Genomic DNA, 24,469 nt, shown 5'->3' with positions numbered 1-24,469 from the left:
TTATGATCCGCGAATTAGCTGTCTAAATTTGTAGTAGTATTTGGTCATTGCATTACGCCGCGTTGTCCCTTTCGGCGCTACACGATTAAGAATAAACATTATGGAGCGTTTCAATATCGGTGCCCCACTCTTCTTACGTGCGGGTGACGAATCCTTCCTCTCGCCTTGCAAGCGGGCATAAAGCTCCGGAGCCCAGGGCGTATTCAGTATATTCTTGTGATAATTATCGAAGAAATCAACGCAACGCGTATTCCACGGTTTATTCTCACCAGCGAAGTGAATCATCTTCGGATTACGACGCGCCTCAAGGAAACGCATGTAGGTCGAAAATGGCAAATTGGGGAAAAATGTCTCTGTATTACCGTTACCATGATAGACATTCCATTCCAACGGCAAATAATGTACGCGGCCATGGAAAACTTTATTCATAATATCCTGATCGAGGAACCAGTATCGCTTACCCTGCATCGCCTCCATCAGGCTGGAAAAGGTATTCTCTTTACTCATCTGAACAATGTTAAATACCAATATTCCCGCTTGGAAATATTCATCTGGATTGATTAAACCCAATGAAGAAGAAAGGTACTCCTTCGCCGGCATCACTCCGTCACTGGATTGTGACATGGCGCCAAGCAAAACAAAGCCTTCCATCACGATATCTTTTACCGCCGCAACCAAGTTATCGGCCAACGGGATATCGAGTAACTCTGCTAAATCATTCTCGACTACAGTATCCGAGTCAATAAAGATCACTTTTTCATACTTAGCAAACAGCCGAGGAATAAACAAACGCGCATAGGTTGCAGCACTGAAATGTGCACGCGTAAACGCATTCTTTATCTCTGAAAAAGCGTTAACATCAAAGAAGCGGAGATTGATATTGTCATGCTCAGCAAGCAGAGAGAAGAAACGTTGCTTATTCGCCTGAGACACTCCGTTCTCAAGCACCACCAAATCATAATTCAAAAGAGGATTAGCATGCTTAATGATAGAGTTGACTAATGCAGCCCCGCTAATCGCATAATTATCATCGAAGCAAATGACAACCGGTACATTATTATCAGAGAATGCAGGTTCCAGCGTCGCCGAGAAGGTTTCATTCTGAATAAAGGTTCTCTGCAGCTCTTTAATATTTAAGGTGCCAACTTCTCGCTTGTGACCAACATAAATGTTAAGTAACCGTTCTGCAATGTGGCCGACAACTCGCTTTTCCTGATCGCTGTAGTTTTTAAACCTCAGCCTCTCTTCCAACTTATCTAAAATAGAAAAGAGCCAGATTGAATAGTCCTCAAAGATGTCCTTTCTCATCACGAACATATTCGTATAATAACCATCTGAGGCTTGGTTAAATTTTTCTGCGGCAGTGATATATTCGGGATAAAGCTCTCCCAATACGGTCAATGCGGCATCATAGTCTTCGATATGCAAGTGGTTAGAGATTTTATAATGCTGATAATTATTTTTGCTACCTGCAGCACCAACATCCCATTTTTTAGGCAAAATAATGTCGACGCCTTCGAGACAAAGAGGAATCGTTTCATCATTCAAACCAAATTTATCTTGGTATTCTCGACTTACCTTCTCAGCACTCACCACGCCCCATCGGTCCTCCGGGGCCTGCTGATCGTTAGAGAAATTTAGATGACGCCGGTAGTGCATAAACCCAACATAGTCGGCTGGCTCTGCATTTTTCCATACCCAATAATGCGCAGTCAACTCACAATAGAATGGGTTTTTGAACGATATATTATCACCCGTATCATCACCAAGGCATCCAATCTCGGTAAGACTATTAGCCTTACCGACATGAATTGGTTGTATCCACTTTGAGTCGAGAAAAGCGCTAGGCTTGTGATGACACGTATATATTTTAATATTCTGCATTTGCACTACCTGGCAATCACGGTTATGAATTTCAACTCATTGCTTCTTTATATTGCGCTATAACAGTATGAGCCTCACCCATAACTTTCATCTTATGGTTTTCTATCCAGATGACTCTATCGCAAATTTTTTCGATATCACGAAGATTATGGCTAACAAAAAGAATTGTCACCCCTTTCTTCTTGAACTCATTAATAGTTTCGAGACATTTGCGTTGAAACGAGATGTCCCCGACTGCCAAAACCTCATCGATAATCAGAATATCTGGATCAACCTGCGTAATGACAGAGAAACCCAGCTTCGCCAACATACCGCTGGAGTAAACTCGGATGGGCTCGTCAATAAATTCACCCAGCTCGGAGAACTCGATGATTTTATCCAAACGCTGCTTCAACTCCTTACGACGAAGGCCCAACAGCGTCGCATTCAGTCGAATATTCTCACGGCCAGTCAGCTCGGGGTGAAACCCACCGCCTAACTCCAGCATCGAAGCCACACGGCCAACTACATGAACAGAACCGGATGACGGTTTCATCACACCGGCGACCAAACCAAGCGACGTACTCTTCCCCGCACCGTTTCGGCCAATAAGCGCAACCGATTCGCCTTTTTTAACCTGGAAACTGATATCTTCAATCGCCAGATAACTACGACCGCTCAGTAAGCTTAGTGCACGACGCGGGTTAAAAATCAGCTCTTTAATGCCAGATCCAATATGATGGTATAATGGATAGCGCTTAGTCACATTTTTAAATTCTATAGCTACGCTCATTATAATATCTCTGCAAATCTGTACTTCAACTTATTGAAAATGCTGACACCAATGATAATGAACAGCAACGCATATCCGTAAAGCATGCCTATCTGGTGATAATCAATTACGCCATTCATAAAAAGATCACGCCAGCTCAGTATCATGTTAGCCAGTGGATTAAAATCAATCAGGAAGCGATATTGTTCAGGAATCATATCACCGGAGTACAAAATCGGCGTGCAGTAGAACATCAGCATGATACCCAGCGTGATGAAACGTTCCAGATCGCGGAAGAAAAGGTTCAGCGTCGATAACATCATCGCGATCCCGAAGGTCATCATCATCTGCGCAATGCCGATAAGCGGAACCCCCCAAAGCCAATCAATTGATGGACGCATGTCATAGACATAGAGAAAGAAGATAATGACCGGAATCGTGCAGAGGAAATGCAGACACTCCATCAGGACATTACTAAAAGGAATGACCGAACGCGGAAATACGGTTTTTTTGATGATCTGTGCGTTTGCGATAAACGAATACAAGGAGTTAGTCGTTGAGCTGGCAAACCACTGCCAAGGGAACAGGCCTGTAATAATGAAAATGGTATAGTTTGGTATTTGAACCCGCATGACCAATTTAAAAATAAAATAATAGATCATAGCAAAGAGTAATGGATTAGCAATTGACCATAAATAGCCAAAGAAGCTGCTTTTATATCTTACTTTTAATTCTTTCTCTGTGATGACCGAAGCCAAATCCCAAAGATAACCTAAGCTATACTTCATATAAAAACTCGATTTAAGATTGAAATTCCCTGACAGATGAAACATGGCCGTACGTCTTCAGGTCCAGCGTAGCCAGATGGCATGACGGGTAGAATGCGTTGCTGAACTAATCGCAACCACGCTACCGCCCCTGGCATTGCGGCAACCAGAGCACACTTAAAACAACCTGTTGATTTTACTTCATAACCGGGAAAACTTCCTGCACCCAGTTCGCTACACAGCGCGATGAGCGCGTGTAACCTGCCCTCAAGCTACATCCAGCCAATTCATTTTACTTTAGGAATCGGCTGGATTCGTCAGGTATAGCAGACGCTTAAGCCTGCAACATCCCCTTTAACCACTCAGAAAATGCTTCACCCTGCGTCGGATGACGAAGACCATACTCAACAAAGGCCTTCATATAACCTAATTTATCACCGCAGTCATGCGAACGCCCAACCATGGCGAAAGCCTCAACCGGTTTTTGCTCCATCAGCATGGCGATAGCATCGGTAAGCTGGATCTCACCGCCAGCGCCATAAGGCGTTTTTTCCAGCAGCGGCCAGATATCAGCAGCCAAAACATAGCGGCCAACGACAGCCAAATTTGAAGGAGCCTCTTCCTGCGAGGGTTTTTCGACGATCGCATGCATCGGCACGCTTTGGCCTGGCGCCACGGCCACGCCGCGACAATCAACCACGCCGTATTTGGACACGTCTTTTTCTGGCACAGGTTCTACCATGATCTGGCTGCGACCGTGCGCTTCAAATTCAGCGATCATGCTGGCGAGGTTATCTTTCGTCAGATCAGAGGCGATGTCGTCCATCAGCACATCCGGCAGCAACACGGCAAACGGCGCATCACCGATCAGGGGTCTGGCACAGAGTACCGCATGGCCCAACCCTTTGGATTGCCCCTGCCGCACATGCATCAGGGTCACGCCTTTCGGACAGATAGACTGAACTTCTTCCAGCAGTTGGCGCTTAACGCGTGACTCCAGCATGCTTTCCAATTCAAACGAGGTGTCAAAATGGTTTTCAATAGCATTTTTTGACGAGTGCGTAACCAGAATAATCTCTTTAATACCGGCGGCGACGCACTCATTTACGATGTATTGGATAAGAGGTTTGTCGACAACCGGTAGCATTTCCTTAGGAATCGCCTTAGTGGCCGGTAACATGCGGGTACCAAGACCGGCAACGGGAATGACAGCTTTCAGCATATCTGTGGGGGCTCCCAACGACTTCAGTTTCATTAATGCAACATGTCAAAATTATCGCGATAACATTTCGACGTTATCGCCGTCCTCGGTTATGCAACCAAGAGACCTCTATTTTCTTCGGGCTGAATTATACACCCATGTGGGAAGTTAATACATTAACGCCACATAGACAAAACGTCATTTGTCTATGCAGTAACCGCCAGCCACCAAGAAAATTCTTAATATACTGAATAATAATAAAAAATAAACCATTCATGCTTTCAAACTTGTCCTAAAAGCCTCCTGACGCCAGGTGCCGTTTTTGCTACCGCAGGGTAAGAGTGGCCAAAAAAAGCAAAATTTAATAAGCACGCTAATAAAAACACCGATTAATTGAGAATGATTATTAATTACAAGAAAGATACTCCCCGGTATCTTCATGACCAACAAAGAAAAAGCCCACATCGAGATGTGGGCTTTTTCGTCGCTTAACTTTATATCAGTTTTCTTACTTATACCCTTGCGGATTTTTCTTCTGCCAGTTCCAAGTGTCGCGCATCATGTCATCAATATTCCGACGTACTTTCCATCCTAGCTCTTGATATGCCAGATCCGCGTTCGCCCAGAAAGCAGGCAGATCGCCGTCGCGGCGAGGCAAGATTTGGTAAGGGATCGTTACGCCGGAAGCTTTTTCAAATGCCTGAACCATCGCCAACACCGAGTGCCCTACACCGGCCCCCAGGTTATAAGCCTTAAATCCGCTGATCTTCGCCAGATGATCCATCGCTTTGAGATGACCGTCGGCCAAGTCCATAACGTGAATGTAGTCGCGCTCGCCCGTGCCGTCTTTTGTTGGATAGTCACCACCGAAAATACCCAACTTCTCCAGTTTGCCGATAGCCACCTGCGAGATATAAGGCAGCAGGTTATTGGGAATACCGTTAGGATCTTCGCCAATCAAACCCGATTCATGAGCGCCGACCGGGTTGAAGTAACGCAAGGCAATAATCGAAAACTGCGGTTCTGCCTTAGCGAAATCCTGCAGGATCTGCTCCACCATCAGCTTAGACGTGCCATAAGGGCTGGTCGTGCCGCCGATCGGTGTCGTTTCAACATAAGGCACCGGCGAATTGGCACCATAGACAGTGGCGGAGGAACTGAAGATGAAATCATGTACGCCGGCACGGCGCATAGCATCCAACAGTACCAGCGTGCCGGTGACGTTATTCTGATAATACTCAAGCGGTTTGCGCGTTGACTCTCCAACAGCCTTGAGGCCGGCAAAGTGGATCACGGCAGTGATATCATGCGCGCCGAAGATACGATGCAGGCATTCAGCATCCTGAACATCGCCTTGATAGAACACCGCGGCTTTCCCCGTCAGTTTCTCCACGCGCTGCAATGACTCCGCAGATGAGTTGGACAAATTATCCAGCACCACAACGTCCTCGCCACGCTCCAGAAGCGATAGCACGGTGTGCGATCCGATGTAACCAGCGCCACCGGTAACTAAAATTGCCATATCAACCCCTTACGCTTCGATAGCATCGAAGCATAGTTACTCGTTCTATAAGAAGACCGTTTGTTTCATGAGACGTTCACGCAAACCATCCATTGATGACAAAACGCATAATACAGCTCAATGGTTCACTCATGAAGAGAAAACGGTATGTGCGCCCCTTGAGCGATGATGGGTTAACTGCAGCATCACCTTTTCCTGGGGGTTAACGTGGCATCGCGCTTGGGTCGCTTCTCGTTATCTTTCGGCAGAATTCGATACCCTCTCAGGAGCATGACCGCATTCCAAGCCAAAGCCAAAGCCAAAGCCAAAGCAGATATTCTTTATGAATCAAATAAAAAACAAGTAAACACAACCTGAGAAATACACGCATGAAATTGAAAAAGAGCAGCTTAACGCTGCTCTTTCAGAGTCATGCTTATAGTGGAATAACCTCTAGCGATTACGGGCAAAATACTGCGCGACGCGCAGCACATCCTTCTCGTCCAAGGTGCCGGAATCGCTCAACAGGGTAATCCAAGACTTGATATAGGTGTATTTGGCGGAGGCCAAGTCACGCTGGGCGCTGTAGAGCTGCTGTTCGGCGTTGAGCACATCGACGTTGACACGCTGCCCCGCCAACACGCTCTGCCGGGTCGCCGTCACCTGCGTAGTCGCCGACTTCACCGCCAATTCGTAGGCCGCCAGTTTGGCACGACTGCTGATGCACAGATTGAACTGCTTGCGCAGATCGTTCAGCGTCGTGCCGACTTGCGTGTCCATTTCGGCCATCGCCTGGCCGTAGCGCGCCGCGGCCTGCCGGGTGGAGGCCGCCACGCCGCCGCCGGAGTATATCGGCAGGCTCACCTGCACGCCGATGCTGTCGGTACGATATTTCTGGTTAACCGTGTTATCGCTACTGGAGTCGTTTTCCGAATGCGAAGCGTAAAGTTGCACGTTCGGCATAAAGCCGGCGCGATTTCTCTCCACTTCGTATTTCGCCGCATCGACGCCATGGCGCGAGGCGGCCAGCACTGGGTTGTTTTCCAGGGCGATCTTTTGCCACTCTTCAAACTTCGACGGGATCAGCGGCGCCACCTTGAATTGCCCTGGCCGTAAGCTCTGCAGCTCATCCAATTGATTCAACGGCACGCCGATGATCACCTCCAGCTCACGCTGCGCAGCGTCCAGCGCGTCGCGCGCTTCTATCACCTGCGCCTCTGCCAGGCTGTAGCGCGCCTGCGTTTCGGAGACGTCGGTCAGGGTCCCCTCACCCGCGCTCATCAGACGATCGTTCAACGCCAACTGTTCTTTATAGGCTGCTTTCTGCGCCTCGGCCAAGGCGATTTGATCTTTGGCATAGGCCACTTCGACATACGCGCTGATCACCCTCACCGCCAGATCGAGCAGTTTGCCGCGATAGCGCTCATCCGACATCATCGTCTGCGCCACGCCGCCTTTATAACGCGCATAGGCCTCATAATCGAACAGCGGCTGCGTCAGCGTCACCGAGCTGGAGTAGCTGCGGTACTGCTGGCGCCGCGTCGCTTCCGTAATGTTGCCAAAGAAGTCGCTTTGTGGATATTTCTGGGTTTGCCAGTTACGCGGCGAATTCTGGTAATTCAGCGATACCTTCGGCAGCAGCCCCGCCCTGCCGATATTTTCGTTTTCATCCCCCGCTTCTTTCTCTTTTATAGCCGCCCGGAAGGTCGGGTCCTTTTCTAATGCCAGCGAATATGCGTCTAAAATCCCTATCGAATAAACCGGCGCAGACATCGCAAACAAAAGGGTGCCGATAACCAGACCGGCAGCCTGTCGTTTTGAATGAATCAAAATTATTCCTCGGTTAATGAAGTATGAGCGCGATCCAAAATAGGTTTAAACAGATAGCTCAGCAGCGAGCGCGACCCCGTTTTCACGAACACCTCCACCGGCATCCCCGGCTTGATGTCCTCGCCACTGAGCATTTTCATGCCCTCCGGCGAGACCGTGACCTGCATCTGGTAGTAAGGTTCGCCATTGGTTTTGTCGACCAGACGGTCGGCGGAAACCAACGTGACCGTTCCCGGAATTTTCGGGGTTTTGTTTTGGTTGAAGGCGGTAAACATCAGATCCACCGGCAACCCGTTGTACACCTTATCGATCAGGTCGACTTTGAGGCGAGAATCCACCACCAAAGTCGCCTGGCTGGGCACAACGTCCATCAGGTGGTCACCCGCTCCCACGACGCCCCCCTGAGTGAAGATATTCAATCCGACCACGGTGCCGTCCACCGGTGAGGTGATGGCGGTGTTGCCCAGATCGAAATCGGCCATTTGCAGCTTGTTGCGGAACTCGCTGGCGTCCATTTGGGTTTGCGCCAGCTGCGTTCTGACCTCGCGCTGATAATCAGCAAAGCGCTGATCGATGCGTTGCTGAGATTCCTGCAGTTGCTTTTGCAATTGGCCAATCCGCCCGACGGTTTCGTCGATACTGCTGTTCACCTCGGCGAACTGGCGTTGAATTTCCAGGTAGCGGTTGCGCGGCAGGTATCCGTCCGCGGCCAACTGCTTCATGCTGTTCATCTGTTCACGCAAACTGGAAAGCTGGATCTGTTTATTGGCACGCGAATCCTGCAGGCCTTTCAACTGGAAGCGGATCCCGTCCATCGACTGCTTATAGCCGTCTATTTCACTTTGCAGCCCCTGGCGGCGGGAAGCGAACAGCTGCGTTTGCAGCGCAATAATCTCCGCGACGCGCGGCTGATCCTTGATCTTGGCGAAGATCGGGGAAAACGTGACATTGCCCAGCCCGTCCCGTTCAGCAAGCAGGCGCCCTTCGGTAGCCAAGGTGGTGTAGTACTGATCGCGCAGCGAATCTACCTGCGCTTGCGCCTGCACCTGGCTCAGTTGCACCAGCACCTCGCCGGCTTTCACCTTATCGCCGTCTTTCACCGCGATATTTTTGATGATGCCACTGGCCGGAGCCTGCACCGTTTTACGATTGCCGGAAACGGTTACCGAGCCCGGCGACGCCACCCCTTTATCCAGAGGCGCAAACGCCGCCCAGGCCAAGAAGCCGAACACGCCCACTCCCAGCGCCAACCACCCGAGACGGGTATAACGACGCTCATCCAACGGGATCTGTTCTGAGTACGAGTCATGCGGCTCGCCAATATGCGTAGACATACCAACTCCTTTGACTGCCGGCGACGCAACGGCGCCGCCAGGCGAGTTCACGGCTTAATTAGTTTGAGTTTTAGGGATATCGCCTTCATCCGGCTCGGAGTTCACCGCACGCACCGCCTGCGGAGGCACCTGCGCTTTTTGCGCATTCGCCAGGGCCTGCAATACCTGCTGCGTTGGGCCAAATGCATTGACGTTCCCGTTAACCAGCAGCAACAGCTTGTTGGTCATCGCCAGCAGATTGGTACGGTGAGTAATCAGGATCACCGTTTTATTGCGCTGTTTAAGGAACGTAATGGCCTGGTTCAACGCCCGCTCACCGGCATCGTCCAGATTGGAGTTGGGTTCATCCAGCACGATAAGAGACGGATCGCCATACAGCGCACGCGCCAAACCGATACGCTGTTTCTGGCCGCCGGACAACCCGGCGCCACCGCTGCCGATCACCGAATCATAGCCATTGGGGAAGCGCAGAATCAGCTCATGCACGCCGGCCAACTTGGCGGCCTCAATCACTTTCTCCGAGTCCAGCTCGTTGAAGCGGGCGATGTTCTCCGCGATGCTGCCGGCGAACAGCTCAATATCCTGCGGCAGATAACCGATATAGGGCCCCAACTCGTCCTTGTTCCACTGGTAGATGTCGGCATTGTCCAGTCGCACAATGCCTTCACTGACCGGCCAGATGCCGACCAATAGACGCGCCAGCGTCGATTTGCCGGAGGCGCTTGGCCCAATAATCCCCAACACGTCTCCCGGCTGAACGGCGAAACTGACGTTATGCAATACCGCGCTCCCCTTCGAGCCCGGCGGCGTAGCGGTCACCCCTTCAACGGAAACCACCCCTTCCGGACGCGGCAGCGACATGCCGGTACCGCGAGGCGGATGCTGTTCCAGCAGGCGCACCAGACGCTGATAAGCCAGCTTGGCGGAGCTCCAGCTTTTCCATACGTTAATCACTTGCTCGATCGGCGCCAGCGTGCGCCCCATCAAGATGGAACCGGCGATCATCATGCCCGGCGTGATGTGCCCATCGATCGCCAGCCAGCCCCCCAGCCCCAAAACCAGCGACTGGAGCGACAAACGCACAAACTTGGTGATCGATGTCACCCGCGATGCCCGCTCGCTGGCGATACGCTGACTATTCAGGAAGCGCTGGTGTAAACCGAACCAGCGTCCCTTCAGGTTAGGCAGCATCCCCAGTGCTTCGATCACTTCGGCATTGCGCAAATTCGTGCTGGCCAGATTGCCTGACATGATTGAAAGCCGGCTGGCATCCGCCAGAGGCTTCTTCGACACCACTTCGTTGATCACCGCCAGGGCGATCAACAGCAAGGAGCCCACCAGGGCGAACAACCCCAACCAAGGGTTAAACAGGAAAATCACCAGCAGATAGATCGGGAACCAGGGCGCATCGAAGAAGGCAAACAGCGCACTACCGGTCAGGAATTGGCGCACGTTGGTCAGATCGCTCAGCATCTGGCCGGCATCGGACGAGCCGTTCTTTAAATTCGCCTCGTAAGCCGCCGTATAAATGCGCGTATTGAGGCGCATATCCAACTGGCTGCCGATGCGGATCACCACCATGCTGCGTACGTATTCCAGCAAGGACATCATGCCGAACATACCCAGCATGATCAGCGTCAGCATTAACAGCGTGATTTCATTGCGCGAAGGCAGCACCCGGTCGTAAACCTGGAGCATGTAAATGGAAGGAACCAGCATTAACAGGTTAATAAACGCAGTAAATATACCAACGGTCCAGAAGACTTTGCTGCGTGTACGTATAACATCCGCAATTTCGTTGCGCGGGATAAATTGATTCACGTTCTGCCCTTACATCATGTGCACTGTCAGTCCAATCCGCATTGACCCCCTACCTAAAGAAATTCCTAAAAAAAGAATTATCCCGAGAAGGCTCACCCCAAAGAAATGCCCGAGACTGCAGATACTTTTGTTAACTATAGGTAGAGAAAGTGAAAACCGGCAAGGTGGGTCATAAAAAAAAAGCCGGTCAACGCGCCTGACAAAAGCCCAACAAAACAATGCGATATGAGAAAATAAAAGCAGGGAGGGAAGATAACGAAATGGAATAACTTAGAGAGAATGACGCCGCTCACAAAATTAAACATGCGGGGGATTACGCCCCCGCATTATTTAACCCCAAATAGTTCCATATGGAATTATTTGTTATTGCAACTTTACCCTTAGGCGTAGTGCAGAGTATCCACCAATTGCTGGTGGTTCTGGCCAGTCAGGTAAATGACCGTATCGTTGGCATCCAGCGTGTGGTTATTGTTATTGTCAATAATCACATAGGAGTCAGCATTGTTACCTGTCCCGCTGAACACCACCGAGGCCACGCCCACCTTCGCCGTCAGCGAGTTAGGATTGCTCAGGCCCAGGATGCCACCCAACAGACCGACAACGCCGGTAGTTAGACCGCCAACCAGCGAACCTAACAGCGCATCCAACGTATCTGAAGCGCGAGTACCGTAATCCGCCACCGCGGTACCGGTGTTGGACAGGGTCAGGCCGGAAGCGGCATCGACGATCTTGTCTTTCGCGGTGCTGAAGTCGGTGATGGTGACCCCCGCCTGCGAGTTACTGGATTTCAGATCGTAAGTATTCGCTCCGTTACCGCCAGTCAGCGTGGTGTTACCCAGCACGTTGAAGCTGTCGGTCGTCGACGTCCCTTCCACCGTCAATTGGTAACCGTTCAGACCCAGCGTGTTCAGCAGCGGAGTCAGCAGCGCCGTGGTAGCCGCACTCAACGGCAAGGCTTTCAGCAGTTGCACGATAATACCGTCACCGGTACCCGCATGGCTTGAATCCAGGTTCAAACCACCGGTATTGGCAGAGGCATTGATGTCGCGCACGTTGCTGTAGCCCGCGCCCACGGTCAGGTTCAACGCATGGTCGCCGGTCACGTTGATATTCTGAACCTGCGCGTTGGTGCCTGCCAGAGACAGAATATTGCTGAACGCACCGGTCCCGCCGGAAGCCACGTTCACCGTCGTCAATGCCGTCCCCAACAGAACGCTGCTGCTGCTGTTCAGGCTGATGGCGCCAGCATTCACGTTGGCAGAGCTCACCGCATCAAAGTTGATGTTGAAGTGATCGGTGGCATTCTGCACGAAGGTGAAGTTCAGCGTACTGGCGGAGGTCGCGTCCCCTTTCACTTCCAGCTGCGCGGCGTTGCCGCCGGCGGCGTTGATGACGTTGACATTAGCCAGGCCGGAGATCACAAACCCTTGCGCACCCAGGTTGGTTGCCGCCGCGTTCTGGGTGACAGTGCCCCCCGTGGTGCCTTCCACCGTGGACGTGCCGTTGGTCAGGCCAAAGTCGAAGGTGTTGGTCGGTGTTGTGACGGTAGTGGTAGTCGGTGAACCAACCAGCGGTGTCGTAATCAGCGTACCGACAGACTTGCCGATATAACCGGTCAGATCAATCTGCTCGAAGTTCGAGAAGTTGTTGGCGTTGCTGGTTACGGTGCTGGTACGAACGCCCAAGGCGTTCTGGTTGGTCACCACGGTTTTGGTGATGAAGTTGGCGGAGATGGAGTCCGTCCCTGCGCCACCGTCAGCCTTGACGGTATTGGCGACGGTGTTCGCCGCGCCGGCAACGGCGTTACCCGCCCAGTGCAGGCTGTCGTTGCCGGCGCCGAGGTTAAACTGCGCGGTACCGGTCGCGAGATTTGCCGTCGAAGTAACGACCACATTGTCCGCACCTGAACCGGTGTTCAGAATGATATTGCCGTTGTTGACGGTGACAGCAACCCCAGAACTGGCGCCGTTGTCAGACAGGTTCACCGTTGCCGCGCTGGTGCCGTTGATGGTCAGGTTGGCCAAGTGATCGGCGAACTTCAGGTTGACCAGGCTGGCGGCGTTGGCGTTCAACACCACGTTGGTCAACACCGCGGTCTCCGCATTGCTCAACGCATGGCTGGCGCCGGTATTGACGGTGCCGGTGCCGTTGCCGCCCCCCGCCGTAACAGACAGGTTGGCACTAGTTTTATACAACAAGCTGGTGCCGATATCGAATTCGAAAGCATGCTGTTGGGTTACGGTTGCTGCATCCGTCGCGGTCGAAGAGCGCAGATCATTAATAATCGCTTGGGTAATGATCCCTTTGTCTGAGCCCAATGCGCTGTAAATAGCCAGTTGAGCCGTCGTGGCGGCAACGCCATGCACCGCGGTGAAAACATGCTGGATAAAATCAGTGCCGGTTAACTGCCCGCCCTTACGTTGGAACTCGGAAGAACTAACCAGGTTACCGATCAATGAGTTATATGACATGCCGGCGGCTAACGCTTTGCTCCAGGTGTCTAAACCGGAAGCATCAACGCCGCGTTCCGGAACGCCCAGGTAGACAGCCGCGATTTGTTCCTGGAACGCCAATCCTGGGAGATGGCCTGGTTGGTACACGGTCGTAGCGCTATTGAAATGTTGCTGCGCCGTCAGATCGCCGGCCGCGACGGTGCCACGCAATCCCTGGATAATATCAACCACCAGATCGGCACGAGTCGCGCCCCCCTGCAGCAATGACAGGAAGCTGGCAGATTCGGCAGAGGATGGCGCACGCTCGTAACCAAATTGGAACAGACGAGCGATAAATGCGTCGTCACTCAGCGAAGTCAGGTAAGAACGCCCCGCAATGTTGGCGGCCGCAGCCTGAGTGATCGTCATCCCGGCATTGATTTTAGCGCCAAAATAGTTGACGGCATCGGCAGTCACGGTCGAACCGATAACATGCAAAATAGCTTGAATATCCGATGCACCTTGCCCTAAGGCAGCGGAGGCCGTCGAAGGATATAGCAACGTGTTAACCGTGTTTTGGAATGCGGTCTGTTGAGCCAATATCGTGGCGTCGCTACCGCTGTAGTTCAGCAACCCGCTGACGACATTGGAAACCGCCGAACTCAGGGTGTTGCCATTCAGGAAATCAGTCAGTTGTTGAGATGTGGCGGCAGAGCCGTACTCACGGGTATAGATAATCTGCAGAATTTCCGAGTCGGTTTTCCCAGAATAGAGCGCATTCCCGCCGGAAGAGCTGATGAAGAACTGTGCCAGTTGCGCTGCGGTTTGTGTGCCACCCTCGAGCTGCTGCCCATAGGTGTTGATCTCGGTCAGAGACGGAGTACGTCCCAAAACCGAATAGTAGATCGCCGCCGCCTGCTGCTGAGATGCTAGAGAAGCCATAAAAAACTCCTAATCTAAGTGAGATAAGGTAAAAAGAACGTTCCACACAACTTTCGATGTTCAGCAACATAAGCTTAGCTGCTGAATTTAAAGAAGTTTGGTCTTGCCTGTAAACTCAACATCAAATTAATAGCAATAAAATCAATTCCAGCTAAATAACTCTCCTAAACGCGCCCATAGTTATTTACTGAGTAAAGTATCTGATGACCGGATCTGTCAAGGAACGCAATGAGATTATTGTTATGTCAATTAAAGGCAGCACATCTAACGGTAAGGCGATGGTTAATAAGATGATTTGTTTAAACTTCGAATAAAATGGCAATGATATTGCCATTTTCATATAAAGATCGCTTCAGTGGTGGCTCAAACCTAAGTTAGACAGAGAAAAACCATACTAAATAGAGAGGATTTTTTCAGACGTGCAATGCCGGTTAGTCGCCGCGGAGGGATGGGGGATAGGGGCATAAGTGATATAAAGATAAAAACTATCTAATTGAAGAATAAAGATATTACATGAGCGTTGAAAAGTTGGAGCGCGGTGATGAAGGCGGGAAACAGGCATAAAAAAAGGCATCTTCATCGATGGTGATGAAGATGCCCATAGATAATACCTGTAGAAATGAATCAGGTAATTGCAGCAAACATGCTCAGAGAGGCATCGCTTTGACCAAGCTGGACTTAACTCTTCTGCCAAAGTGGATCGATGGCAACTCGATATATTTGTATACCAAATATGAAACCGGCAAAGTTAAAGTCGCCCCGACGCTCCCCCAAAGATAGCGAGTGCCATTGTCGAGATTAGCTGTCAGATGTTCGAATACAATCAATAGGCTAGGATGAATCAGATAAATAGAGTAGCTAATAACACCCATGAGCACCATGAATTTGTTATGAATTTTGAGCCGCGTTGTCAACAGGATGAACAGCAGCATGCTGAAATAATACGTCAAAGTATATCTCATCGTATGCCCGGGCTCCGAACCATAGGAATAGAAACTGACTAGCGGAATGACACAAGCAAAAATCGCGATATAGTAAATCGCCTGTTTTTTAGCGAATAGATCGCCTTCCAACAAATATGAACGCCATAAACCGCCAAACATCATGAGTGACAATGCAAGCGGCAGAGCGACAGGAAACGCAGCATCCAGTTTATGCCTGGCAACTCCCATCGCCAGAGCAACACCTAACATGACAAGCGCAGAAATAAAATTGAATCTTACCTTGTTGAGTAACCTCAGAATGAAGGCAAATACACACATGATGTAAAAGACCAGTTCAATAAACAGCGTCCAATATACGCCGACAATATCTTTCACGTGCAAAGCCGTTTGAAACATGGTGATGTTGGCCAAAATTTGCCGCAAGGGGAACTGCTCACCAAAGCAATAAGAAACAACAAGATACAAAAACAACGAGAACCAATATCCAGGGTAAAGCCTGAAAAAGCGCGAGATGAAGAAGGCTTGAACACCGCCGTTTTCACGACGAAAACTAAAGGGAATGATAAACCCGCTGATAATAAAAAATAATACGACACCTATTTTACCGACATCAAAAACATGGGAAAAAATATACTTATCGTAACCGTAAATCGGCACCAGAAAATGGGCAATAACTACACTTATCGCCGCAATTCCTCGTATCGAGTCTACATAATCCAAACGAACAGGAGTTTTATTGTCAGCGGTGGTTTTCGCCTGTTTCTCTATTTGCATAGAAACCACCTGATGTTGAGAAAAATATTTATCAGTCATAATCCAGGAAAAATAAAAGCCCAAAATAGTAAAAAAAATATTAACGCGTCGGCGATGAGATAGGCTTATCGGATAACATCAACACAGGAGTATCTCCTTGCAACACAGTTTTCTGGCTGTTTAACTCAATCAACGGTTGGGCGGCAGACTCTTTCGTCTTCTGTACTGGCGCGCTGCTGATTAATGATCTCAAACCATTTGCCTGAGCTGAAGGTTGCGCCACTTGCGGTTTTTGCCAATAGAGCATCGCATACTGATTACCGCTGCCCTTCAACGCGATACTTATCACGCCGTCAGACGATGCTTTGTAGTCACTTACGGTGAAATCGCGCGCTACTTTGGCAATTTTTTCGTAAGCCAATGCGGCAGCTTTTGGTTGTTCCTGTCGATTTAGCAAGCCAAACCGATGTTCATTGATTGCCGGGTTGTCACCATCATCAATGAGATCATACCACCAAATACCTTTGATATACGGTCGAGATTTAGCCAACATCGTATACTTAACAACGTATTGCGCCGCAGCAGCATCACTTAACCCACCGGGCCCATTGTAAGTCGGCACCCCCATCTCTGTAATGTAAACAGGGACGCTTTTCTTGGCGAAGGCTTTCACCCTTTGCTCAAATTTATCGATAGCGTTGAGGTTATCCTCTGGCGTTCTTAACGCTAAGTCCGGCAAACGGTAGGAATAAGGATGCAACGAGATACCGTCAATATCATTAAGTATGCCTAGCTTCATCAATTGGTCGAACCAACTGAGCCCCGCCGGCCCCAGAGGATTAAGCGAACCGGCGAGAACGATGGCATCGGGGTCTGCGCGTTTTACGGCGGCGGATGTCTTCCTAACCAGCTCTGCAAACACTTCAGGCGGAGGAATGGCCGTTTTTTTACTCATACCGGTTCCCACCGTCCACTCATTCCAAACTTCGTAATATTTTACCTTTCCCTTAAAGCGCTTTGCGGTCCAGTATGCATAATTGGCAAATCCATCGATAGCCGCAGGCGTTGTGGGGTAGTCAGGTGCGTTATAGGCGGTATTCCCGTAGGCGAGAATGAGTAAAGAATTCAACCCATACTGAGAGAGACCGTGTTGATAAGCATCATCTTCCTTAGTCAACGGATCTGCGACGTTCATCGTACCAGGTGTTCGCTCTACCAATCCCCACAAATAGCCGGCTCGGAAAGAAGTAAAGCCATACTCCTTGATTAACGACAGATAGTTGTCTGTCGGTTTAGGGTAGTGACGTAAATGTACGTTCACACCCACCTCAAACGCATTCGCGTATCCGTATGAACCGAACAATAACGCGCCCGCAACCGCGCATGCTTTTACTATTTTCGCATAGCCATTTACGGGGCTACGTGTGGTACCAGGCTGGATTTTCAACGCGACCTCCTGCACGCCCCCAGGCAACCTGTTGAACAGGAAGCCCGATGAGGCAATTTACCATCAGAGTAATTAATAGGCTGTTTTACTGACGAACCCTTTAAATATCGTCAAGAAAACAATCTTTACATCCAACCAAACGCTCCAGTTCCGAATGTAGTCAAGGTCAAATTCAACACGCTTTTCCATTTTATCCAGCGTGTCGGTTTCACCCCGCCAGCCATTTATCTGGGCCCAACCTGTGATGCCAGGCTTCATTTTATGCCGCAGCATATAACCCTTGATCAACTTACGATACTGCTCATTATGCGCAACGGCGTGAGGGCGTGGCCCTACAATCGACATGTCGCCTTTCAGCACATTGATAAATTGTGGCAGCTCATCGAGTGAAGTACGGCGAAGAAATGCCCCCACCGGTGTCACCCGCGAATCGCCCTTTGTCGCCTGAACGACTTTATCGCCATTCTCCATTACCTTCATGGAGCGAAACTTCCACACTTCAATTGCCTTGCCATCCATGCCGTATCGGCGCTGTTTGAAAATCACCGGGCCGGGAGAAGTAAACTTCACTGCGGCTGAAATCAACACCAGTACCGGTGAAATAAAGAGCAGGATAAAAATGGAGAGAACAATATCTTCTACCCGCTTTATCACCTGGTTAATACCACTCATTGGTGTATCAAACAACGAGACAACGGATACGCCGTTAATTTCTTCCGATCGCGACTGCAACATATTAAAGGTGAATATGTCTGGAATCAGCATCACGGAACACGTGGTATCGGAAAGTTCAGTCACCGTATCCTTGATCAGTTTTTCTTGCTCCATAGGCATCGCGATATAAATCCGATCAATTCGACCACACTTAGCGTCCTCAATTAGTTGCGCTAAATCGCCACGGCGTTCGATCACACTATCCAATGGCTCTGCACTGTCATCATAGATACCCAGTACCCGGAATCCCATCCAATGCGCATCACTCAACGTTTCCGCGAGCCGAAGACCAACCGGCATCGATCCCATGATGGCGATATTACGGGTGTTAAATCCTAAATTCCGCATATATCCCAGCATCAAACGGATAGTGCTGCGTGTAATGACTAAACCGCAGCAAACAAATAAGTACCATTGAATATATACTATATATTCATTATTAAAATCATTGACAAATGCAACAGCGCCCGAAGTCATCACCAAGCTTATCGTCCAGTTTTGGATAATAAGCCGAATCTCTAACCCTGCTCGCACACCGCGCCAGGAACGATAAAAATCCGTAATGCCGCCGATCATTTGAAATATCACAATCGACGTTAATACCATAACCCAGTGTTGTATGGCGAAGCGCGTTCCTGAAATCAGACAGGATAAGTAGAGCCCGCAAAAAACGATAAAAATATCGGAAAATCGTTGCAACATTGATGTCAGGGACGCATTGGTATGCAAACTCCCACGACGGAAACCATTCATAGATAACGGCCTATTCGCTAGCATAGTATAGATGCCTTTTGTTAGTTTTCTCTGGTACCTATATTCCTAAAGCCGGGGCAATACAGCCCCGAACTTCCAATATAGCGTAAGTGCAGAGTTTAACTGCGGAGCAAGGCAAGAATTTCCTCTGTTTTCTGCTGCATCAATGACGGATTCGCCCGCGACTCAACGTTTAAGCGAACCACCGGCTCCGTGTTCGAGCTGCGTAAGTTGAATCGCCAGTCAGAAAACTCCAAACTGATACCATCGGTGTGATCGAACAGCAGCGCATCAGACCGATAGCATTCCAGGACTTTATCAATCGATGCCTGAGGATCTTGCAGATGGCTGTTAATCTCCCCGGAAGCCGGGTAGGCAGCCATGCGATCGGCCACCAATTGTCCGAGGGACATATTCTTCAGACAAAGCAATTCGGCAACCAAGAGCCATGGGATCATGCCGCTATCGCAATAAGAAAACTCGCGGAAATAGTGGTGAGCACTCATCTCACCGCCATAGACAGCATCTTCCTTACGCATGCGTTCCTTGATAAAGGCATGGCCGGTTTTCGACATGACAGGCACGCCACCGCTGGCGTTGACCACATCAATCGTGTTCCAGCTTAAGCGCGGATCGTGAATGATTTTGGCACCGGTTTCTTTCTCCAGAAACGCCGCAGCCAGAAGGCCAACAATATAGTAACCTTCAATAAAGCCGCCCTTCTCGTCAAACAGGAAGCAACGATCGAAGTCGCCATCAAACGCAATGCCCATATCGGCACCATGCGCGCGAACCGCTTGCGCCGTATCTTCACGACACTCAGGCAACAGAGGATTAGGAATACCGTTAGGGAAATTACCATCCGGCTGATGGTGAACCTTGATAAATTCGACCGGAACTTGCAGTTGCTTGAAACGTGCTTCAATGGCATCGATCACATGCCCTGCTGCACCATTGCCGGAATTGACCACCAGTTTAAGCGGCTTCAGATTTTTGACATCGATATAGCCTAGCAGGTGCTCAATATAGGCATCCTCTACGGAAATCTTACGGTAGCTGCCACGCGCAGAGGGATCCACTTCGGCAAACGCGTTCCCTTCGGCCAATCGCTGAATATCGCGTAAGCCGGTATCACCGCTGATCGGTTTGGCCTGGCTTCTCACCAGCTTCATGCCATTGTAATCCATAGGATTGTGGCTGGCGGTCACTTCAATGCCACCATCAATACCCAAATGGAAAGTCGCGAAATAAATCTCCTCGGTACCGCTGAGCCCGATATCCAGTACGTCAACGCCGGCATCACGCAAACCTTCAGCCAGCGCCAATTTTAGCTCTTCACTGGTCAAACGAACATCGCCACCAACCACAACTTCGCGTGGTTGCAAAAACTCACCGTAAGCCCGACCGATACGATAGGCAATATCCGTATTTAACTCCTCACCTAACCGGCCACGAATGTCGTATGCTTTGAAACAAGTTAAAGTTTGAGTCATCTAAAAATCCTTACCAAAAAAATTTACGAAAACATGTCACGCTTAAGACACATCACCGTTATTTGTATTTTCCATTATCATCAATGCGAATAATATCGTCTTCACCCAAATAAGAGCCGGATTGAATTTCAATCAAATCCAATGCAATTTTTCCTGGGTTCTCTAATGAGTGTTCAGTACCTAATGGAATATAAATAGATTCGTTTTCAGTTACAAACTTCGTCTCACCGCCTTTTATAACTTTGGCGGTACCCGAAACGACCACCCAATGCTCTGAACGATGATGGTGCATCTGCAATGAGAGTTTCTCGCCAGGTTTAACCGTTATCTTACGTACCTGAAAACGCTCGCCTTGCGCAATGGCGTCATGCTTGCCCCATGGGCGGTAGACCTCACGATGCTGCTTGCATTCCGAACGCTGTCCACGTTTCAGATGATTGACGATCTCTTTAACATCTTGCACTTTATCTTTATTCGAGATCAACACAGCATCTTTGGTTTCAACGATAACCAAGTTATCTACACCTACCGTTGCGACCAATTTATGTTCGGCACGAATATAGTTATTTGAACAATCATGCTGCAACACATCACCAAAGGTGCTGTTGCCGTTTGCATCTTTCGCACTGATGTCCCAAAGCGCCGACCAGGAACCGACATCGCTCCACCCCGCATCCAACGGCACCACGATGGCATCCGCTGTCTGCTCCATCACCGCATAGTCTATGGACTCATCCGGGCAGACAATAAAGGCTTCGCGATCGACACGGACAAAATCCAGATCCGGCGCCGTATGCAGCAAGGCCTGACGACACGCAGCCAAAATATCCGGCCGAAATTTATTCAACTCCTCGAGATAACGGCTGGCTTTAAACAGGAACATCCCGCTGTTCCATAAGTATTCTCCGCTGGCAAGATACTCTTTAGCCGTCGACAGATTCGGTTTTTCAACAAAGCGAGACACCCGAGAGGCAAGCGCCCCATCAATACTTTCACCTTTATGGATATAACCATACCCTGTTTCCGGACCGGTCGGCACAATCCCGAAGGTCGCCAGTTTTCCTGCTTCAGCATAAGGCACCGCTTGCAATACAGCCGTACGGAATGCTTCCTCATTCTGGATAACATGATCTGCTGCCAAAACCAGCAATAAGGGATCTTCGCCGCCTGCGGTCGCCTGCAACGCGGCCAGTGCAATGGCCGGTGCCGTATTGCGCCCAACCGGCTCCAAAATAATGTTGTGGGATAAACGAGTAATCTGTCGCAGCTGTTCTGCAACAATAAAACGGTGCTCTTCATTGCAGATCACCAGCGGGTTTGATATCTCCAACCCATCAAGTCTGTTGACCGTGGTTTGCAACATGGAAAATTCACTGCACAACGCTAAAAACTGTTTCGGAAATAATTCTCTTGAGAGAGGCCATAAACGGCTTCCGGTACCGCCAGCCATAATTACAGGATAAATATTACTCATAATAAATCTCACCGATCAGTATTTTATGGTTTTCGCGGTATTGAACTCATGCCATTTGGCATTAATGTATTCGGTCAGCTCACTGCGAAAACGTTCCGCAGAGAATTTGCAGGCTTGAGTACGACAGTCAACAGGGCTGATTTGGTCCTGTATTTTCTCAAATTGCTCTACGGCAGCGACCAACGAAGGGACCGTTTGTTCCGAGAAGAAAAGCCCGGTAGGATTGCTGACGCCAAACGGACGCACGGTTTCCAACGCGCCACCTTTACCGAAGGTGATAACGGGTGTTCCGCATGCCTGCGCCTCTACCGGCGTAATGCCGAAGTCTTCTTCAGCAGCGAAAACAAACGCTTTGGCTCTGGACATGTGATCCTGCAATACCTCATTGCTCTGGTATCCCAAGATCTCAACGTTTTTGCCCGCTTTGGCTTTGATCTTCGCCATCTCCGAGCCGTCGCCGATCACGATCAGCTTCTTGTCAGGCATCGCACTGAAAGCTTCAACGATCAAGTCCATACGCTTATAAGGGACCATTCGCGACGCCGTAAAATAGAAATCATCCTTGTTTTCATTAAGTAAGAATCGATCCACATCAACAGGTGGATAAATAACGTCGGCTTCACGGCCATACACTTTCTTAATACGACGCGCAATAAACTGTGAATTAGCGATAAAATGGTCAACGCCATTAGCGGTACGATAGTCCCACATGCGAATTTTGTGCAGCAACCATTTAGCCAACCGCCCTTTCATGCCCTTCATCAAGTTAGCTTCGCGCAGGTATTGATGCTGCAGATCCCAGGCATAACGGATGGGCGAATGCACATAGCTGATATGCAGCTGATCGGGTCCAGTCAGAACGCCTTTGGCCACAGCATGACTGCTGGATAGCACGACATCATGAGAGGAGACATCAAGCTGCTCAATAGCCAACGGCATCAGAGGCAAATACTTTTGATAGCTGGTCTTGGCTTTCGGTAGATTTTGTATGAATGTGGTTGTGGCATGCTTGTTGTGAATCTGTTGTCGAGCGGCATCCGACAAAAAATCGACCACGGAATAGAGAGTAGAATCGGGATATATGTCAATAAACTCTTTTATTACGCGCTCAGCTCCTGCGTAGGTCACCAACCAATCGGCTACGACCCCGACATTTAACGACTTCTGTTCAGACATACCTCTCCCCAACTCACCTTAAATTTGAAATCCCAATACAAGAATACTCTTCACTAATGATTCGGCTTTTCTGAATCGCTGAATGATATCTTCTCAACGTCTCTTCAGATATGCCAGGCATCCGCAATTTCATAATAACGTTCTACAATTACCGAACACCTAATATTCTAGCGCTATCTCAACTGAGTGATAATATTTTCCAACTTCCTGGCCGATTCAAGCCAGGAATAATGACCGATGTTATTGTAGCCTTTCTCTTTGAGCTGTTCGCGCAACGATTCATCGTTGATAATTCTATTCAGTGCATCAACCATTTCCTGATGCTTATACGGGTTAAAATACAGGGCGCTATCCGCCAATACTTCGGGTAAGGAGGCCTGGTTCGACGAAACGACGGGACATCCGCAAGCTTGGGCTTCCAATGGAGGAATACCAAAGCCTTCATAGAACGAAGGAAAAACAAACGCTAAAGCGCGTTGGTAAATCGCCACCAACTCTTCATCGGTGACTCGCCCTAAGAATTCAACATTCTTCATGGCGTTCTCATCATTGCCAGAGAAATCCATGCCTGAAAAATTCTTATTCTTTCCACCGATAATCTTAAGTTTAACATCCGTATTTTGACATGCGGCAGAAAAAGCGGCCAGTAAACCATGAAAGTTCTTATGATAGTTAGGCGACGAAACCGCCAACAGAAAACGCTCATCAGTATTGCTGGCACTCTCGACACTTCTGCGAGAAAAAAGATCGGATACGGCATTGGCGATCACAAAGGTATTTTTCGGATTGTAACCATAAGCCGTCGTAATTTCTTTTTTAGAAAATTCACTAACGGTCAATAGTGCACGGCTGTTTTTTAGCATGATGGGAATCAGCAGGTTATACATCAACCGAAACTTTCTAGAATAGCTCTGCGGGAATTTCTTATAAGTCACGTCATGATGAGTCACGACCTTATTCTTATACCACAGCGGCGCAGTATTCCCTAAATTGATTAACAATGGATTGCCATTGGCTTTCAGATATTTTGGCAGGTCACGTTGTTCCCATTGATGCCCGGTTCGATGTCCAACCACCTTTACATTGAGCAACTCAGCAGCTTTCGTATTCTTTATGTCACCAGGTGAAACAAAAACGATATCGTCGCGTAGTTCCCGTAGCGCCAGGCTAATCTGTTCGGCAAAGCGCTGCACCCCTGTTAACTCTTGTGTGAGAAATCGTGCATTAACAACAATCATATATACCTCTATGA

At 49.3% G+C, this 24,469-nt stretch carries 16 protein-coding genes; all 16 read right to left on the bottom strand.

Annotated features, from left to right (window positions below; genetic code table 11):
- The 16 genes from ACJ8IP_RS13390 to ACJ8IP_RS13315 all read right to left on the bottom strand — a co-directional run bounded on the left by ACJ8IP_RS13390 (position 1) and on the right by ACJ8IP_RS13315 (position 24,455).
- Positions 1–1,884 (bottom strand): DUF4422 domain-containing protein, encoded by a 1,884-nt coding sequence (locus tag ACJ8IP_RS13390; RefSeq protein WP_164106173.1) that lies wholly within the window; start codon positions 1,882–1,884, stop codon positions 1–3.
- A 31-nt stretch (positions 1,885–1,915) separates the two neighbouring features.
- Positions 1,916–2,656 carry an ABC transporter ATP-binding protein gene (locus tag ACJ8IP_RS13385; protein ID WP_033650620.1) on the bottom strand — a complete coding sequence of 247 codons (741 nt, stop codon included), beginning with the start codon at positions 2,654–2,656 and terminating at the stop codon, positions 1,916–1,918.
- Positions 2,656–3,423: an ABC transporter permease gene (locus ACJ8IP_RS13380; RefSeq protein ID WP_019454384.1), complete on the bottom strand. Its 768-nt coding sequence runs from the start codon at positions 3,421–3,423 to the stop codon at positions 2,656–2,658. The genes ACJ8IP_RS13385 and ACJ8IP_RS13380 overlap by 1 nt, the downstream gene beginning before the upstream one ends.
- A 313-nt stretch (positions 3,424–3,736) precedes the next feature.
- Positions 3,737–4,624 carry a UTP--glucose-1-phosphate uridylyltransferase GalU gene (gene galU / locus ACJ8IP_RS13375; protein ID WP_033650619.1) on the bottom strand — a complete coding sequence of 296 codons (888 nt, stop codon included), beginning with the start codon at positions 4,622–4,624 and terminating at the stop codon, positions 3,737–3,739.
- 487 nt (positions 4,625–5,111) lie between these two features.
- Positions 5,112–6,125 (bottom strand): UDP-glucose 4-epimerase GalE, encoded by a 1,014-nt coding sequence (gene galE / locus ACJ8IP_RS13370; RefSeq protein ID WP_033650618.1) that lies wholly within the window; start codon positions 6,123–6,125, stop codon positions 5,112–5,114.
- Between the two features lie 432 nt (positions 6,126–6,557).
- Positions 6,558–7,934 carry a TolC family outer membrane protein gene (locus ACJ8IP_RS13365; protein ID WP_033650617.1) on the bottom strand — a complete coding sequence of 459 codons (1,377 nt, stop codon included), beginning with the start codon at positions 7,932–7,934 and terminating at the stop codon, positions 6,558–6,560.
- Positions 7,935–7,936: 2 nt separating this feature from the next.
- Complete coding sequence (locus ACJ8IP_RS13360) at positions 7,937–9,268, bottom strand: HlyD family type I secretion periplasmic adaptor subunit (RefSeq protein ID WP_042784051.1); 1,332 nt, start codon at positions 9,266–9,268, stop codon at positions 7,937–7,939.
- Positions 9,269–9,322: 54 nt separating this feature from the next.
- Positions 9,323–11,089 (bottom strand): type I secretion system permease/ATPase, encoded by a 1,767-nt coding sequence (locus tag ACJ8IP_RS13355; protein ID WP_033650615.1) that lies wholly within the window; start codon positions 11,087–11,089, stop codon positions 9,323–9,325.
- Positions 11,090–11,469: 380 nt separating this feature from the next.
- Positions 11,470–14,463 (bottom strand): beta strand repeat-containing protein, encoded by a 2,994-nt coding sequence (locus ACJ8IP_RS13350; protein WP_042784050.1) that lies wholly within the window; start codon positions 14,461–14,463, stop codon positions 11,470–11,472.
- A gap of 647 nt (positions 14,464–15,110) precedes the next feature.
- Entirely contained in the window at positions 15,111–16,181 is a 1,071-nt protein-coding gene (locus ACJ8IP_RS13345) for an acyltransferase family protein (RefSeq protein WP_164057315.1), read from the bottom strand.
- 79 nt (positions 16,182–16,260) lie between these two features.
- Positions 16,261–17,607, bottom strand: a complete 1,347-nt coding sequence (locus ACJ8IP_RS13340) for a cellulase family glycosylhydrolase (protein WP_232091346.1) — start codon at positions 17,605–17,607, stop codon at positions 16,261–16,263.
- A gap of 72 nt (positions 17,608–17,679) precedes the next feature.
- Positions 17,680–19,074 (bottom strand): undecaprenyl-phosphate glucose phosphotransferase, encoded by a 1,395-nt coding sequence (gene wcaJ / locus ACJ8IP_RS13335; protein ID WP_072628010.1) that lies wholly within the window; start codon positions 19,072–19,074, stop codon positions 17,680–17,682.
- A 119-nt stretch (positions 19,075–19,193) separates the two neighbouring features.
- The gene (cpsG, locus tag ACJ8IP_RS13330) at positions 19,194–20,567 is read right to left on the bottom strand and encodes a phosphomannomutase CpsG (protein WP_042784047.1); all 1,374 of its coding nucleotides are present in this window, start codon (positions 20,565–20,567) and stop codon (positions 19,194–19,196) included.
- Between the two features lie 58 nt (positions 20,568–20,625).
- Positions 20,626–22,041, bottom strand: coding sequence for a mannose-1-phosphate guanylyltransferase/mannose-6-phosphate isomerase (locus ACJ8IP_RS13325; RefSeq protein WP_042785671.1), 1,416 nt, complete (start codon positions 22,039–22,041; stop codon positions 20,626–20,628).
- Between the two features lie 15 nt (positions 22,042–22,056).
- On the bottom strand, positions 22,057–23,217 hold the full coding sequence (locus ACJ8IP_RS13320) for a glycosyltransferase family 4 protein (protein ID WP_033650610.1): 1,161 nt from the start codon (positions 23,215–23,217) through the stop codon (positions 22,057–22,059).
- Between the two features lie 173 nt (positions 23,218–23,390).
- Positions 23,391–24,455, bottom strand: a complete 1,065-nt coding sequence (locus ACJ8IP_RS13315; protein WP_208060169.1) for a glycosyltransferase family 4 protein — start codon at positions 24,453–24,455, stop codon at positions 23,391–23,393.
- Positions 24,456–24,469: the final 14 nt, after the last annotated feature.

It is taken from the genome of Serratia sp. CY52157 (assembly GCF_052168495.1).
In the GTDB taxonomy this organism is placed as follows: domain Bacteria; phylum Pseudomonadota; class Gammaproteobacteria; order Enterobacterales; family Enterobacteriaceae; genus Serratia; species Serratia ureilytica.
Note: the sequence above shows the minus strand (reverse complement) of the source record. Positions and strands in the feature narration are given on the sequence as shown.